Origin of the sequence: Mesorhizobium sp. B2-4-18 (genome assembly GCF_006441385.1) — a bacterium.
In the GTDB taxonomy this organism is placed as follows: Bacteria; Pseudomonadota; Alphaproteobacteria; order Rhizobiales; family Rhizobiaceae; genus Mesorhizobium; species Mesorhizobium australicum.
In genome coordinates this window covers 740578-755495 of sequence record NZ_VFUW01000001.1, presented here as the reverse complement: position 1 = coordinate 755495, position 14918 = coordinate 740578, and the positions used below count along the sequence as shown (strand labels likewise).

Annotated in this window: 14 protein-coding genes; 1 reads left to right on the top strand and 13 read right to left on the bottom strand. The window is 62.4% G+C overall.

The window, feature by feature from the left end; genetic code table 11:
* Positions 1–165: 165 nt before the first annotated feature.
* The 13 genes from FJ527_RS03475 to puuE all read right to left on the bottom strand — a co-directional run bounded on the left by FJ527_RS03475 (position 166) and on the right by puuE (position 14339).
* A complete protein-coding gene (locus FJ527_RS03475) occupies positions 166–1005 on the bottom strand; it encodes an alkaline phosphatase family protein (protein WP_140615078.1) in 840 nt (279 codons plus the stop codon).
* Between the two features lie 83 nt (positions 1006–1088).
* Complete coding sequence (locus tag FJ527_RS03470) at positions 1089–2675, bottom strand: ABC transporter substrate-binding protein (RefSeq protein WP_140821693.1); 1587 nt, start codon at positions 2673–2675, stop codon at positions 1089–1091.
* Positions 2676–2897: 222 nt separating this feature from the next.
* The gene (locus FJ527_RS03465) at positions 2898–4556 is read right to left on the bottom strand and encodes an ABC transporter ATP-binding protein (protein WP_140615074.1); all 1659 of its coding nucleotides are present in this window, start codon (positions 4554–4556) and stop codon (positions 2898–2900) included.
* Positions 4553–5377, bottom strand: coding sequence for an ABC transporter permease (locus tag FJ527_RS03460; protein ID WP_140821691.1), 825 nt, complete (start codon positions 5375–5377; stop codon positions 4553–4555). The genes FJ527_RS03465 and FJ527_RS03460 overlap by 4 nt, the downstream gene beginning before the upstream one ends.
* A 10-nt stretch (positions 5378–5387) precedes the next feature.
* On the bottom strand, positions 5388–6347 hold the full coding sequence (locus FJ527_RS03455) for an ABC transporter permease (RefSeq protein WP_015314326.1): 960 nt from the start codon (positions 6345–6347) through the stop codon (positions 5388–5390).
* A gap of 16 nt (positions 6348–6363) precedes the next feature.
* Positions 6364–7950 carry an ABC transporter substrate-binding protein gene (locus FJ527_RS03450; RefSeq protein ID WP_015314325.1) on the bottom strand — a complete coding sequence of 529 codons (1587 nt, stop codon included), beginning with the start codon at positions 7948–7950 and terminating at the stop codon, positions 6364–6366.
* A gap of 154 nt (positions 7951–8104) precedes the next feature.
* Positions 8105–10090, bottom strand: a complete 1986-nt coding sequence (locus FJ527_RS03445) for a CocE/NonD family hydrolase (RefSeq protein WP_140821689.1) — start codon at positions 10088–10090, stop codon at positions 8105–8107.
* Between the two features lie 79 nt (positions 10091–10169).
* Positions 10170–10526, bottom strand: a complete 357-nt coding sequence (locus tag FJ527_RS03440) for a type II toxin-antitoxin system MqsA family antitoxin (RefSeq protein WP_246677675.1) — start codon at positions 10524–10526, stop codon at positions 10170–10172.
* Positions 10527–10647: 121 nt separating this feature from the next.
* Positions 10648–10824, bottom strand: coding sequence for a type II toxin-antitoxin system MqsR family toxin (locus FJ527_RS29545; RefSeq protein WP_246677679.1), 177 nt, complete (start codon positions 10822–10824; stop codon positions 10648–10650).
* A 129-nt stretch (positions 10825–10953) separates the two neighbouring features.
* Positions 10954–11547, bottom strand: coding sequence for a nucleoside deaminase (locus tag FJ527_RS03430; protein ID WP_140821687.1), 594 nt, complete (start codon positions 11545–11547; stop codon positions 10954–10956).
* Complete coding sequence (locus FJ527_RS03425) at positions 11547–12050, bottom strand: ureidoglycolate lyase (protein ID WP_140723432.1); 504 nt, start codon at positions 12048–12050, stop codon at positions 11547–11549. Before FJ527_RS03425 ends, FJ527_RS03430 begins: the two co-directional genes overlap by 1 nt.
* The gene (locus tag FJ527_RS03420; protein ID WP_140723429.1) at positions 12047–12910 is read right to left on the bottom strand and encodes a bifunctional allantoicase/(S)-ureidoglycine aminohydrolase; all 864 of its coding nucleotides are present in this window, start codon (positions 12908–12910) and stop codon (positions 12047–12049) included. Before FJ527_RS03420 ends, FJ527_RS03425 begins: the two co-directional genes overlap by 4 nt.
* A gap of 10 nt (positions 12911–12920) precedes the next feature.
* A complete protein-coding gene (gene puuE / locus FJ527_RS03415) occupies positions 12921–14339 on the bottom strand; it encodes an allantoinase PuuE (protein WP_140821684.1) in 1419 nt (472 codons plus the stop codon).
* A gap of 204 nt (positions 14340–14543) precedes the next feature.
* On the opposite strand from puuE, the gene uraH reads away from it, so the two are divergent.
* Complete coding sequence (gene uraH, locus FJ527_RS03410) at positions 14544–14918, top strand: hydroxyisourate hydrolase (protein ID WP_140821682.1); 375 nt, start codon at positions 14544–14546, stop codon at positions 14916–14918.

Sequence of the window (14918 nt, the reverse complement as noted above, 5' to 3'; positions counted from 1 at the left end):
CTGGCTCCTGTTTGCTCTGTCGCCGATCGGTCCAAAAAGGTTCATCCTCCGCCAAGGAATTTTGGGAGGCTAACCGAAGAGCGGGGCGGTTGCCAGAGCACCCCTTCGCGCCGTTTAGGGGGAGAAGGTGCCGGCAGGCGGATGCGGGAGGCGCCAGCCGCCCGATCAGGTGAGAAAAGCCTTCGCCTTCATCGTCGCCGGCACCGGCACGCCCAGCCGGCTCAACACCGTTGGCGCCAGTTGCAACTGGTCGAGCAGCGTGTCGGCTTCCGGCCCTTTGCCTTGTCCGAAATAATACAGTGCGAAATCCTGCATCTCGTCGTCATGGCCGCCATGGTGACCGCGGTCGGTCTGGCCATGGTCGGCGGTGACCATGACCTCATAGCCGGCTTCGATCCAGCCCGGCAGGAAGGCCGCCAGCATGCCGTCCATGGCGTAGCAGGCATGGTCCATCTCGTGGCAGTCGTGACCGAAGCGATGGCCCATCGAGTCCAGCGTGCAGGTGTGCAGGATGCCGTAGTCAATGCCGTGGCGCCGGGTGAGCATGGTCAGCGTCGCGAACAGGTCGACATCGCTCGGCGTCATCTGGTTCTTGAGATTATAGCCGGTCATGGTGTGGAAGCGGCCATGCGTGATCGGTCCGCCGGGCTCGTCATATTCCATGTCCTCGACGAGGTCGAAGGGATAGGAACGGAAGAATTCAGACCAGTAGGAATGGGTAACCGCGCCGGTCCTGCCGCCGGCCTTGCTGACTTCCGAGAAGATATCGGGCTGTCCGACGCGAAACCGGTTTTCGTTGGACAGGATCCCGTGCACCTGCGGCGAAACGCCGGTGTGGATCGAGGCATAGCAGCAGGCCGAGGTCGACGGCAGCACCGAGCGCATCTTCCACACCCGCGCCTCGCCCGATTGCACCCAACCCTCGAGATTGCCCATCAGCCGGCGCCAGTTGCGGTAGGGAACGCCATCGAGGATGATCAGCAGAAGCTTGGATTGGATCGCCACCGGTTGCTCCACGCGTTTGTCTGTTGAAACGAGCGCGCCGCGTGTCGTTCGGACACGCGGCGCTTTTCAATATGAGACAGATGTCAGGCGTTCAGCCAGCATTCTCCCAGCGCGTACCCATCCATCATTTCGCCGATCGGGTTCTTGACCCATCCGCTGATCTTGTTGGTGGCGGCCGCGTCGATGAACTGGTTGAAGAAGGGCACGATCAATCCGCCTTCGTCGCGCATCATGACCGCCATGTCGTGGTAGATCGCCTTGCGCTTGTCCTGGTCGAGCTCGCCGCGCGCGGTGAACAGCATCTTGTCGAATCCCGGCCGCCTGAAGCGCGTGTCGTTCCAGTCGGCTGTCGAGACGTAACCGGTGGAATACATCTGGTCCTGCGTGGCGCGGCCGCCCCAATAGGAGAGCGAGAAGGGCTTCTTGTTCCACACCTCGGACCAGTAGCCATCGCCGGGCTCGCGCTTGATCTCGATCTTGATCCCGGCTTTGGCCGCACTCTGCTGATAGAGCTGGGCGGCGTCGACGGCGCCGGGGAAGGCGACATCGGAGGTACGCAGCAGGACCGAGCCGCTATGGCCCGACTTCTTGTAGAGGGCGGCGGCTTTTTCCGGATCGAATTTGCGCTGCTCGATGGCGGTAAACAGCGGGTAGGCTTCGTTGATCGGGAAGTCGTTGCCCACCGAGCCGTAGCCGCGCAGGATCTTCTCCAGCATTTCCTCGCGGTCCATGGCGAGCTTGAGCGCCATACGCAGATCGTTGCTGTCGAAGGGTGCGGTGTCGCAGAACATGTTGAACGGGTAGTAGCCCTTGCCAGACACGTTCTCGATACTTACGCCGGCAATGCGCTTGACCAGATCGACAACCTTCGGCTCGACGCGGTTGATCATGTGGACCTGACCGCCCTGGAGGGCAGCGAGACGCGCCGTCGCGTCGTTGATGACGACGATCTCGACCTGGTCGGCATGGCCGGCCTTGTCGCCCTGCCAGTAGTTGGCAAAGCGTTCGCCGCCATGGCGTACGCCCGGCTGGTTGACGGTGACCTTGTAGGGACCGGCGCTGATGCCGGCATTCGGGTTGTCCTTGCCGCCATTCGGCTGGATGACGAGATGGTAGTCGGCCATCAGATAGGGGAAGTCGGCGTCTGCATCGCCGAGCGTGACGATCACTTCCTTGCCGCTCGCCTTGACGCCCTTGATGTTCTTGAGGATACCGAGCGCGCCCGACTTCGACTTCTCGTCGGCATGGCGCTCGATGGTGGCGGCAACGTCTTCGGCGTTTACCGTCTTGCCATTGTGGAATTCAATGCCGTCACGGACCTTGATCGTCCACGTCTTGGCGTCCTTGGAAGCGCCGATGTCTTCGGCGATCAGGTTTACCAGCTTGTTGTCTGGGGTTAACCGGGCAAGATACTCGCCCCACTGCTTGCTGAAACTGTAGGTGACCTGGCTGAGGTTCAGGGCAGGGTCGAGGCTGTTGGTCGATTCACCGCCCTGCAGGCCGGCCTTGATGATGCCGCCCTTGACCGGGCTCTGCGCGAAGGCCCTCCCGGCCAGCGTCGTTGCCAGCGCGGCGGACACGCCGAGCGCCGCGGTGCGGCCAAGAAAGTCGCGACGCGATATCCGGCCCTGGCCAGCGAGATCGGCGAGATGATCGAGTTCAGTCTTCATGTCCTACCCCTTGTTGAAACAACGCCGCACCAGTGGCGCCCGTCCAAAGGACGTGTGGCGCCCTAGTGTTGCATGCGGATGACGGCCGCCATCCCCCCTGGTTGGCGGATCGCTGGGTGCCTAGAGCAATTCCAGGAAAAGTGTGAACGGTTTTTCCATCCGGAATTGCATAAAAACAAAGAGATAGAGCAGTTCACCGTTCCCGTGAAACCGTGAACTGCGCTAGTTCCCGGCGCTGGCCATGCGCCGCCCCTTGATCGCCTTTTCCAGCCAGCCGATCTCCATCTCCGGGACCGATGACAAGAGAAGGTCGGTGTAGTCATCGAAGGGGGGCGTCAGCACCTTGCTCTTCGAACCATAGCGCACCACCTCGCCGCGATACATCACAGCGATCGAATCGGCGATCGACTTCACCGTCGCCAGATCGTGGGTGATGAACAGATAGGCGACGTTCTCCTCCTTCTGCAGTTCAAGCAGAAGCTTCAGGATGCCGTGCGCCACCAAGGGGTCAAGCGCCGAGGTCACCTCGTCGCAAATGATCAGCTTGGGTTTTGCCGCGAGCGAGCGGGCGATGCAAACACGCTGTTTCTGGCCGCCGGAAAGCTCGGCCGGGTAACGGTCGACAAAGCCCTTGCCCATTTCGATCTTGTCGAGCAGTTCGGCGACGCGGGCATCGCGCTGTTTGCCGCGCATGCCGAAATAGAATTCGAGCGGCCGGCCGATGATGGTGCCGACGGTCTGGCGCGGGTTCATCGCCACGTCGGCCATCTGATAGATCATCTGCAGCTGGCGCAAATCCTCCTTCGGCCGGTCGGCAAGCCGGTTGGCCAACGGGCGTCCGTCGAACGTGACGGTGCCCTGCTCGGGTGGCAAAAGTCCGGTTATGGCGCGCGCCAGCGTCGATTTTCCGGAGCCGGATTCGCCAACCACGGCCAATGTCTGGCCGGGGTAGATATCGACCGAGACGTTCTTCAGCACCTTGACCTGGCCGCCGCCATAGGCAGCGGTGACGTTCTTGACCGACAGGAACGGCGTGGTGCCGGGGTTCTGCTCGGCATGTTCGATCTCGTGCACCGAAACCAGGGCGTTGGTGTATTCCTGGCGCGGTTCCTTGATGATCTGGCGGGTGCCGCCCCATTCGACCAGCCGGCCATGGCGCAGCACCATGATCTCGTCCGAGACCTGGGCAACGACGGCCAAATCGTGCGTGATATAGAGCGCCGCCACATGGGTGTCGCGGATGGCATCCTTGATCGCCGCCAGCACGTCGATCTGGGTTGTCACGTCGAGCGCCGTCGTCGGTTCATCGAAGACGATCAGGTCAGGCTCCGAGCACAGCGCCATCGCCGTCATCACACGCTGCAGCTGGCCGCCTGACACCTGGTGCGGAAAGCGTTCGCCGATGGCTTCCGGGTTAGGCAGGCTGAGCTTCTTGAACAACGCGATCGCGCGTTTCTCGGCCTCCGCCCGTGTCGCCGTCCCGTGCAGCAGCGTGGCTTCCACCACCTGGTCCATCAGCCTGTGCGCCGGGTTGAAAGCGGCGGCCGCCGACTGCGCGACATAGCAGACCTCGCGGCCGCGCAGCTTGCGGAAGCCTTCCTTGCCGCCCTTGAGGATGTCGCGGCCGTTGAGCAGCACCTCGCCACCGGTGATGCGCACGCCGCCACGGCCATAGCCCATGGACGACAGGCCGATGGTCGACTTGCCGGCTCCGGATTCGCCGATCAGGCCGAGCACCTTGCCCTTCTCCAGCGTCAGCGAGACGTCGTGCACGAGCACGATATTCTTCGGCGCCTCACCTGGCGGATAGACCGTCGCCTCGATGCGCAAATTGCGGATATCGAGCAGAGGGGTGGACTTTGCCTTCACGTCGGCCGTCATCCGCGTCCTCCCTTCAGGCTTGTCGTGCGGTTCAGCACCCAGTCGGCCACAAGATTGACCGAGATCGCCAGTGCTGCGATCGCGGCCGCGGGAATGAGCGCGGCGCCTATGCCGAACACGATCCCGTCCTTGTTCTCCTTCACCATGCCGCCCCAGTCGGCGTCCGGCGGCTGCACGCCGAGGCCGAGAAAGGACAACGTCGACAGGAACAGCACCGCATAGATGAAGCGCAGGCCGAGCTCGGAGATCAGCGGCGACAGCGCATTGGGCAGGATTTCGCGGAAAATGATCCAGGCGCTGCCTTCGCCGCGCAGCTTGGCGGCCTCGACATAGTCCATGACGTTGATGTCGACGGCGACCGCGCGCGACAGGCGATAGACGCGCGTCGAGTCGAGAATGCCCATCACCAGGATCAGCGTCACCAGGTTGGTTGGCAGCACTGAGAGCACCACCAGGCCCATGATCAGTGTCGGGATCGACATCAGGAGATCGACGAGGCGCGACAGGATCGTATCGAACCAGCCGCCGAACACGGCCGCCGAAAAGCCAAGTATGGCGCCGAGCGAGAACGACAGCGCGGTGGCCAGCACGGCGATAAACAAGGTGATGCGGGCGCCATAGATCATCCGGGACAGCAAATCGCGGCCGAGATTGTCGGTGCCCAGCCAATGCGCCGCCGATATCGGCTCCCAGACATCGCCGACAATTTCGGCATTGTCATGCGGTGAGATCCAGGGCGCGAAGATCGCCGCCAGCACGAACAGTGCCGTCAGGACAATGCCGATCAGCGCGGGGACGGGGATGCGTTTGATATCGAGCATATCAGCCCCCCTATTTCGGATGGCGGAGACGCGGATTGGCGACGATCGCCGCTATGTCCGCGATGATGTTGAGACTGATGTAGACGGCGGCGAAGATCAGGCCGACGGCCTGTACCACCGGCACGTCACGCTTGGTGACGTGATCGACGAGATATTGCCCCATGCCGGGATAGACGAAAATCACCTCGACCACGACGACGCCGACGATGAGATAGGCGAGGTTGAGCATGACGACGTTGATGATCGGCGCGATGGCATTGGGGAAGGCGTGCTTGCGGATGACGTTGAACGCCGACAGGCCTTTCAGTTCCGCCGTCTCGACATAGGCCGACTGCATGACATTGAGGATCGCCGCTCGCGTCATGCGCATCATGTGGGCGAGCACCACCAGCGTCAGCGCCGTCGCCGGCAGCGCGATCGCCTGCATCCGCTCACCGAAGGGCATGCCTTCGTAGACAGTCGAGATGCCGGGAAAGATCTGCCACTTCACGGCGAAGAAATAGACCAGCACATAGCCGATGAAGAATTCGGGGAAGGAGGTCGAGGCCAGTGCCAGCCCGGAGATCAGCTTGTCGACCCAGCCATTGCGGTAGCGCACCGCGATCAGGCCCAGGATGATGGCCAGCGGTACGGCCACGATCGCCGCCCAGAAGGCGAGGAACAGTGTGTTCCACAGGCGCGACTTGATCGAGGTTGCGATATCCTGCCCGCTCGACATCGCCGTGCCGAGGTCGCCGGTCAAGACGCCGCCGAGCCAGTGGAAATACCTGACATAGGCCGGGTCGTTCAGCCCGAGCTGCTCACGCAGATTGGCGAGCGATTCCGGCGTCGCGGATTGTCCCAGAATGGCTTGCGCGACATCGCCTGGCAGAATCTGCGTGCCGGCGAAGATCAGGACCGAGATGGCCAACAGAAGGAGGATGCCCAGCGCAATGCGCTGGGCAATGAGTTTCAGGATGGGTGAAGACATCTCTGCAAAGCCGGACTCAGGCCTGCAGCCAGCACTTCGCCAGGGCGTAGCCGTTCATCAGTTCCTGGTGCGGATCATCCACCCAGCCATCGACCTTGGCGCCGGTGGCGTCGATGAACTGGTTGAACATCGGCAGGATCAGGCCGCCGTCGTCGCGGACCATGACAGCCATGTCATGGTACATCTGCTTGCGCTTGGCCTCGTCGAGTTCGGCGCGCGCCGCCAGCACCATCTTGTCGAAGTCCGGGCGCTTGAAACGCGTGTCGTTCCAGTCTGCCGTCGACAGGTAGGCGGTCGAGTACATCTGGTCCTGCGTCGAGCGGCCGCCCCAATAGGAGGCGCAGAAGGGCTGCTTGTTCCAGACCTCGTTCCAGTAGCCGTCGCCGGGCTCTCGCTTGAGCTCGATCTTGATGCCGGCCTTGGCCGCGCTCTGCTGGAACAGCTGGGACGCATCGACGGCGCCGGGGAAAGCCACATCCGAGGTCCTGAGCAGCACGGTGCCGTCATGGCCTGATTTCTTGTAGTGGAACTTGGCCTTGTCGGGATCGTACTTGCGCTGCTCGATCTCACTGAACAGCGGATAGGACGCGTTGATCGGGAAGTCGTTGCCGAGCGAGCCGTAGCCGCGCAGCACCTTGGTCAGCATCTCCTCGCGGTCGATCGCCAGCTTCAGCGCCATCCTGAGGTCGTTGTTGTCGAACGGCGCCGTGTTGCAATGCATGATGAACACGTAGTGGCCGGGACCGGCGTGGTTGCGGATGGTCACGCCCGGCACGCGCTTGATCAGGTCGACGATCTTCGGCTCGACGCGGTTGATCATGTTGACCTGGCCGCCCTGCAGCGCTGCCGTGCGGGCGGTCGCGTCATTGATGACGATGACCTCGATCTGGTCGGCATGGCCCATCTTGTCGCCCTGCCAGTAATTGGCGAAGCGCTCGCCGCCATGGCGCACGCCAGGCTCGTTGGTCTTAACCACGTATGGCCCTGCCGAGATGCCGGCATCTGGCTTGTCCTTGCCGCCATTGGGCTGAACGATCAGGTGATAGTCGCTGAGCAAATAGGGAAGGTCGGCATTGGCCTCCTTCAGCGTCAGCACCACTTCCTTGCCGCTGGCCTTGATGGTGTCGATGCCCTTCATGTAGCCGAGCGCGCCGGATTTCGACTTCTCGTCCGAATGGCGCTCCAGCGTGGCGGCCACGTCCTCCGCGGTCACGGTCTTGCCGTTGTGGAATTCGACGCCGTCGCGGATCTTCAGCGTCCAGGTTTTGGCGTCCTTGGACGAGCCGATGTCTTCAGCGATGCGGTTCTCGAGCTTGCCTTCCGGCGACAGCTCGACGATCATTTCGCCCCAGCACTTGCCGAAGGCGAACGGCACCTGCGTCATCATCAGCGCCGGGTCGAGGCTGTTGGTGGATTCACCGCCGACCAGGCCGGCCTTCAGAGTACCGCCCTTGACCGGACCCGCTGCACGCGCCGCGCTCGAAAGCAGTGCGTTGGCGAAGGGTGCGGCGATGCCGAGCGCTGCCGCCCGGCCGAGAAAATCACGACGGCTCAGTTTGCCGGACGCAACGCGCCGGCTAAGGAATTCCAGTTCATTTGACATTTGAGTTCCTCACTCTGTTGGTTCGACTCTGCGGTCGATTTTCTTGCTTCTTGTTAAAGGGAATAATGACCGCAAGGGAAAGCGGTAAGCAAGACCGAATGCGACATGCCGTGGCGTAAATCGCACGTCGCATTTGGATCAATGATTTCAACGCTCAAACAAGCGCACGCGGGACCTTTTCGTCGAAATCGCGCTCGAAGACGAGTTTTTCGCCCTCATAGGCTTCGATTCGGGCGCTGACGATGAAGTTTTGCGTGTCCGACCGCATCTGCGCCCATGTCTCGGTACGGACCGACCATCCATTTCGCGACAGGGTCTGCGTCCAGTGTGTTTTTCCCGAGGCTGACAGGGGATCGTCAGGTTGGATGGTCCAGGTTTCGCGGGCAATGCTGCCGTTGACCAGTCCGTGGTCGAGATCGCGCACTTCGCCGAAGTCGTCCGTTATCGACAGCGTGACAATCCCGGTCTTTTCGTCGCGGTCGACATGGCGTTCGGAATTGGCGGGCCGAACCGTCTCGGTCGCCCACGGCGTAGCACCTTCCGGCTCGGCGAAAACGGCTTCGTCGCCTGTTGCCAGCAGGCGCAACGGCACCGATAGCGTGGCCGCCGACACGGTCAGTCGTACCGGCTCGGGCGAGGGCCAGATAGCGGGCCAGTAGGCGGTCGAAACGGCGACGCGCAGACGATGGCCGGCCGGCACACGGTAGGCGCATTGATCGAGCACGACACGGACCGAAACCGTCTCCCCGGGGACCAGCGCCTCGGGGAATTCATGCGAGCTGCGGTGCGTCAGATTGAGCACGCCATAGGAGATCAGTTCCGAGGCGCCGTCGGGATGCACGTCGCAGAGCCGGACAGCGATGTTGGCCTGGGGCCGATCCGAGGCAAGCTGGACCTCAAGCTCCGGCGCGCCGACGATCTCGATCGGCTTGGTGAGCTCAGGCTGGTCGAAACAGGCCGACAGCCCATCATCAGGACGCTGATCGCCCGGCAGTTCCGGTCCGAAGGTGAACGGAAAGTATTCGCCGCCGGCAAGCCCACAGGTTTGCGGCGAAGCGACGGTTGAAGGCCCTGCACCCGGAGCCATGAGCTCGAGCGCTTCAATCGTTATGTTGGACGATGGCCACTCCTGCTCGGCTATCCAGCGGCCGGGCCGCTCCGGATGCCAGCGCGCGGGACGCACGCTGTCCATCACATAGGCGCGGTAGTCGGGATCGGCCTCGACGCCGGTCTCGGCGCCCTTCAGCCAGCGGTCCCACCAGCGCAGCGCTTCCTGGAGGAAGCCGATGGCTGGCTTGGGGCCGGCATAGTGCGGGTATTTGTGGATCCACGGTCCGACGATGCCCTTGACCGGTGCCTCGATGTTGCTGACGAGGTGCGAGATCGTGTTGCGGTAGCCGTCGTGCCAGCCGCCGATCGACAGCACAGCCGCCTTGACGGCCGAAAAATCCTCGCAAATCGAACCGCGCTTCCAATAGGCGTCGCGATGCTGGTGGCTGAGCCACAGCGGCGCCATGAAGGCCAGGTTCTCCAGCCGGGTCATCCAGAGGTCGCGCCATCTGTTGTCGCCGGCAATCAGCGGATCCGGCGGCCGCGACGAATAGGACAGCATGGTCGAGGCCCAGCCGAAATTTTCGTTCAAAAGGCAGCCGCCCTTGTAGTGGATGTCGTCGGCATAGCGGTCGACGGTCGAGCACAGGCTGATCACCGCCTTGAGCGCCGGCGGCTGTTTGGCCGCCACCTGCAGGCAGTTGAAGCCGCCCCAGGAAATACCCATCATGCCGACATTGCCGTTGCACCAGGGCTGGGCCGCCGCCCAGGCGATGACATCGCAGGCGTCCTGCAGTTCCTGCTCGGAATATTCGTCGTCCATCAGCCCTTCGGAATCGCCATTGCCGCGCATGTCGACGCGGATCGAGGCGTAGCCGTGGCCGGCGAAATAGGGATGGGTAAGCTGATCGCGAAAGATCGTGCCGTCGCGCTTGCGGTAGGGCAGGTGCTCGAGGATGGCAGGCACCGGATCGTCGTCCGCATCCTCCGGCATCCACACCCGAGCCGACAGCCGGCAGCCATCGGGCATGACGATGCCCATATCGGGAAATTCGACGACCTTGCGGGGAAATTCGGTGATGATTTTCATGGCAGGCATAACGCTCCGCGGCACGAGAACTTTCAATCGCCATTCGCGACTGGAGCAGCGAAATATGCGACCTGTGCCGCTACCGCAATTCGTCGAGCAGTTCGGGATGTTTCTCCAGCAATGTCATCAATTGAATGGTCGGGCCACTCGGTTCGATCAAGCCTCTTTCATACTTGTCGAAGGCGTTCTCGCCGACCTTGAACAAGGATCCGGCCTCGCGCTGCGACAGCTTGAGCTTCGTGCGCATGCGGCGGATGGTTGACGGGGCCGGCACGCCGTCGATCTTCTCCTTGAGCGCGCGCAACCCGGCATCAACGGCGGCCATGTCGTCGCCGACATGCACACCCTCGCCATCCGATGGAGGATAGTAGCCGGGCAGGTCGACGATCATGCTCTCGCCCTTATAGGTCACGGTGAATGGACGGACTCCGCGCATCAACGTTTCTCCGGTTTCGGGGGAGACCATCCTATTCGTTTCACTGCTCTCCCTTGTCGCCATGGTCATTTCTCCTTGAATGACATGATCGTGAATTCGGTCACGACATCCGCCTGGAATTTCACATGAGAAGGATGTCACGCGCTGGCACGCGATAGACATCCTGCGACACTCGATGATCCGCGAAAGTCGTCATCGACTTCACAAACATCTTCCGCCTCATGCTGTCGATCACCTCGATCAAACCGGCGCGATCGAAGCCCAGCCCAACAGCATCCCGCAGTGCGGACGTTGTGATCGCCAGCGTGTCGACAGACCCAAATGTCGTCTTGATTGCATCAAGATCGTAAGTGGGTCAGCGTTTATCCATAATCCAGTATGCCCCCATAAAGGGGGTAACACAAGCGGCGATTGTTGAGACGGAAGCTCAGTTCAGCGGAATGTCGTTCTCAGCCTTGCTCGCCTGGTAGTCGCCCGACAATTCGTCGTAGCGCGCCGAGATTTTCCCGATCCGCTCCTCCAGCCGCTGGCGTTCGGCCCCGGCCAGCGCCCGCACCAACCTGCGGATCGAAAAACTTTTCCAATAGGCGTTCTCGGCATTGTAGCCGCCGGGGTCGAGGGTGAAGACTTCTTTCAGAATTTTGAGATCATGCGGGATGGCAAAACTGTCACGCGAATCCTTGTGGCTGAACAAATAGTAGAAGTTGTCAAAGCCGGCCCAGGTGATCGCCGACAGGCAGAGCGAGCAGGGCTCGTGTGTGGCGAGAAAGATGGCGTCCTTGGTGTCGACGCGCTCGGCCCTGGGCATCTCGTAAAAGCGCTTCAGGCAATGCACCTCGCCATGCCAGAGCGGGTTTTCCATCTCGTTGTTGGTCTCGGCCAGTACCAGCGAATGGTTGTCCTTGCGCAGGATCGCCGCGCCGAACAGCTTGTTGCCGTGGGCGACGCCTTCTGCCGTCTTCGGCACGATGTCGTGCTCGATGACGTCGAGCAGGCGGTCGATCAGCGAGATGTCGGTCATCACAAGCTCTCGTCGGGGAGGTGGATTTCGTAGGCGTGCGAGAAATGGAATTCCTCGAGGTTGGAGCCGTCGCCGCCACGGTCGACGATCAAAAAGTCCTGAGGCTCTCCGAGCGGCGTCAGCACGCCGTGCCAGAGATTGCGGAAATAGTTGATGCCTTGCCCCGGTGCGGTGACGAAGGCATGCGGCTCGCCAGGCCCGTCCTTGCCGTCAGGGCAGACGACGACCAGGAACGGACGCGGCGACAGCGGTATGAAAGCCTGGCTGCCCAAGGGGTGGCGCTCCACCATGGTCAGCTTCAGCGGCATGTCATAGGGCGTGCCGCGCACCATCGAGATCAGCACGCGCGCATTCGGCCCCGTGGCTTGCGCGGTGGCGAGGTCATGGTAGCGCTCGGCCTTGCCGCCATTGATCGGATAGTGGTTGTCGCCGCCCATGTCGATGACATCGCCGAATTCGGCAAAGGCCTCACGGGTCAGCGGCCGCGCGACAATGCGGCTCATGACGTCCGCTTCGCGATGCCGGCCCCGCCGAGCTTGGCGTGCCGGTTGACGTCCTTGTAGAGCAGATAGCGGAATTTGCCGGGGCCGCCGGCATAGCAGGCCTGCGGGCAGAAGGCGCGCAGCCACATATAGTCGCCGGCCTCGACCTCGACCCAGTCCTGGTTGAGCCGATAGACAGCCTTGCCTTCGAGCACATAGAGCCCGTGTTCCATGACATGCGTCTCGGCGAAGGGAATGACCGCGCCGGGCTCGAGCGTGACGATGGTCATGTGCATGTCATGGCGCAGATCGGCGGGATCGACGAACCGCGTCGTTGCCCAGCGGCCCTCGGTGCCGGGCATCGGCGTCGGCGCGATCTCCTGTTCGTTGGTGAAGAAGGCCTCGGGAATCTCGAGGCCATCGACGACTTCATAAGCCTTGCGTATCCAGTGGAAGCGGACAGCCGCCTTGCCTTCGTTGCGGACTGTCCAGCCGCTGGCCGGCGGCAGGAAGGCAAAACCGCCGGGGCGCAACACATGTTTCATGCCGTCGAGCAGAACCGTCAGTTCGCCCTCGACCACGAACAGGGCGCCTTCGGCGCCGGCATCGGGCTCCGGCCGCTCGCTGCCGCCGCCTGGCGCGACCTCGACGATGTATTGCGAAAACGTCTCGGCGAAGCCGGACAGCGGCCGCGACAGGATCCAGACACGCGTCTTGTCCCAGAACGGCAGGGCGCTGGTGACGATGTCCTGCATCACGCCCTTGGGGATGACCGCATAGGCCTCGGTAAAGACGGCGCGGCCGGTCAGAAGTTCGCTCTGGCCGGAATGGCCGCCCTTTGGGGCATAATAGGTTCGCTCGGGCATCCTGATCGTATCCATGGGTTCAAACCTATTGTGGAAGCATGTCCTTGAGGCGCAGCAGCGCGATGCGCTCGACCTGTTTGCAGGCGGTTTCGAATTCGACGCCACGGCCGTTGCCGATGCGGGCTTCGAATTCGGCGAGGATTTCCTCCTTTGTCTTGCCTTTCACCGCGATGATGAAGGGAAAGCCGAAGGTGGTGACGTAGGCGGCGTTGAGCTTGGAGAACAGTTCGCGTTCCTTGTCTGTCAGCGCGTCGAGACCGGCGGAAGCCTGTTCCCTGGTCGATTCCGCCGTCAGTCGCCTGGCCTTGGCCAGCTTGCCGGCCAGGTCGGGATGGGCGTTGAGCACGCCGAGCCGTTCGGTCTCGCTGGCGGAACGGAAGATGCGGCAAAGCGCATTGTGGAGGCCGCCCGCCGTGTCGTGCGCCGGGCCGAGCTCCAGCTCGTAGGCCCGCTCGGCGATCCAGGGCGAATGTTCGAAAACGCCGCCGAAGCTGTGAACGAACGTCTCGAATTCCATCTTCGACGGGCGCAGGGCGGCCGGCTGATAGGGGTGGTTTTCCTGCCAGTGCTTGGCGATGTCGATGCGCCGCGCCAGCCAGACCTTGTCGTGCGCTTTGACATAATCGACGAAGCGTTTCAGCGCCGCCACCCGGCCCGGCCGCCCGACCAGGCGGCAATGCAGGCCGATGTTCATCATGCGCGGCCGGCCGGCCTTGCCCTCGGCATAGAGCGTATCGAAACTGTCCTTCAAATACGCAAAGAACTGGTCGCCCGAGTTGAAGCCTTGCGGTGTGGCAAAGCGCATGTCGTTGGCGTCGAGCGTATAGGGAATGATGAGCTGCGTGCCGTCCTCATGCTCGAACCAGTAGGGCAGTTCGTCGTCATAGGTGTCCGAGACGTAGTCGAAGCCGCCTTCCTCTGCCACCAGCCGCACCGTGTTGATAGATGTGCGGCCCGTATACCAGCCGGTCGGGCGCTGGCCGGTCACCTCGTAGTGCAGCTTGATCGCCGCTTCGAGGTCGCGGCGCTCGTCCTCGGCGTCGTGGTCGCGGTAGTCGATCCACCTCAACCCGTGCGAGGCGATTTCCCAGCCGGCTTCCTGCATCGCCGTGACCTGGTCGGGCGAGCGCGCGAGCGCCGTGGCGACGCCATAGCAGGTGACAGGCACTTGCTCTTCGCTGAACAGGCGCAGCAGCCGCCAGAAGCCGGCCCGCGCCCCATACTCGTAGATCGATTCCATGTTCCAGTGGCGCTGGCCCACCCAGGGCGCCGCGCCGACGATCTCGGACAGGAAGGCTTCAGAAGCCTTGTCGCCGTGGAGCACGCAGTTCTCGCCGCCCTCTTCGTAGTTGACGACGAACTGCACGGCGACATGCGCGCCGCCAGGCCATTTCGGATCCGGCGGATTGGCTCCGTAGCCACGCATGTCCCTGGTGTAACGCATCGTCCCTCCGCGCCCGGCATCACCGGAAGTATGATCAGGATATCGAAAGGGTGCTTCTCGCATTCCCCTCAAAATTTTTGAAAGTGTTTTTGTCGCACTCCGCTCGACCGGGACTTATGCATCGCCTTTAATTGGCGCACAATTCATCAGTAGTGCTTGATTGTACCGGCCAATTTGTTCGTATTGGAAAATGGGAGGCGGCCAATGGCAGAGACATCGAAAGCCGATGGCGGGCGTCTGACGACCCATGTCCTGGATACCGCGACCGGCAGCCCGGCGGCGGGATTGTCCATCGCGCTCTACCGTATCGAGGGTTTGGCCCGCACGCTTCTGAAGACGGTCGTCACCAATGCCGATGGCCGCTGCGATGCGCCGCTGCTGGCCGGTGCCGACTTCCGCACCGGCGAATACGAACTGGTGTTCGCGGCCGGCGACTATCTGCGCGGCCAAGGAACGAAGCTGCCCGAGCCGGCCTTCCTCGATAGCGTGCCGATCCGCTTCGGCATGGCGCAGGCGCTGCACTATCATGTACCATTGCTGATCTCGCCATACGGCTATTCCACCTACAGGGGGAGCTGA

Coding starts and splice junctions, on each gene's coding strand:
- FJ527_RS03445 (WP_140821689.1), bottom strand. CDS start 10,090: ATGAAAATCATCACCGAATTTCCCCGCAAGGTCGTCGAATTTCCCGAT.
- FJ527_RS03430 (WP_140821687.1), bottom strand. CDS start 11,547: ATGACCGACATCTCGCTGATCGACCGCCTGCTCGACGTCATCGAGCAC.
- FJ527_RS03440 (WP_246677675.1), bottom strand. CDS start 10,526: ATGCGCGGAGTCCGTCCATTCACCGTGACCTATAAGGGCGAGAGCATG.
- puuE (WP_140821684.1), bottom strand. CDS start 14,339: ATGCGTTACACCAGGGACATGCGTGGCTACGGAGCCAATCCGCCGGAT.
- FJ527_RS03470 (WP_140821693.1), bottom strand. CDS start 2,675: ATGAAGACTGAACTCGATCATCTCGCCGATCTCGCTGGCCAGGGCCGG.
- uraH (WP_140821682.1), top strand. CDS start 14,544: ATGGCAGAGACATCGAAAGCCGATGGCGGGCGTCTGACGACCCATGTC.
- FJ527_RS03465 (WP_140615074.1), bottom strand. CDS start 4,556: ATGACGGCCGACGTGAAGGCAAAGTCCACCCCTCTGCTCGATATCCGC.
- FJ527_RS03450 (WP_015314325.1), bottom strand. CDS start 7,950: ATGTCAAATGAACTGGAATTCCTTAGCCGGCGCGTTGCGTCCGGCAAA.
- FJ527_RS03420 (WP_140723429.1), bottom strand. CDS start 12,910: ATGGATACGATCAGGATGCCCGAGCGAACCTATTATGCCCCAAAGGGC.
- FJ527_RS03455 (WP_015314326.1), bottom strand. CDS start 6,347: ATGTCTTCACCCATCCTGAAACTCATTGCCCAGCGCATTGCGCTGGGC.
- FJ527_RS03425 (WP_140723432.1), bottom strand. CDS start 12,050: ATGAGCCGCATTGTCGCGCGGCCGCTGACCCGTGAGGCCTTTGCCGAA.
- FJ527_RS03460 (WP_140821691.1), bottom strand. CDS start 5,377: ATGCTCGATATCAAACGCATCCCCGTCCCCGCGCTGATCGGCATTGTC.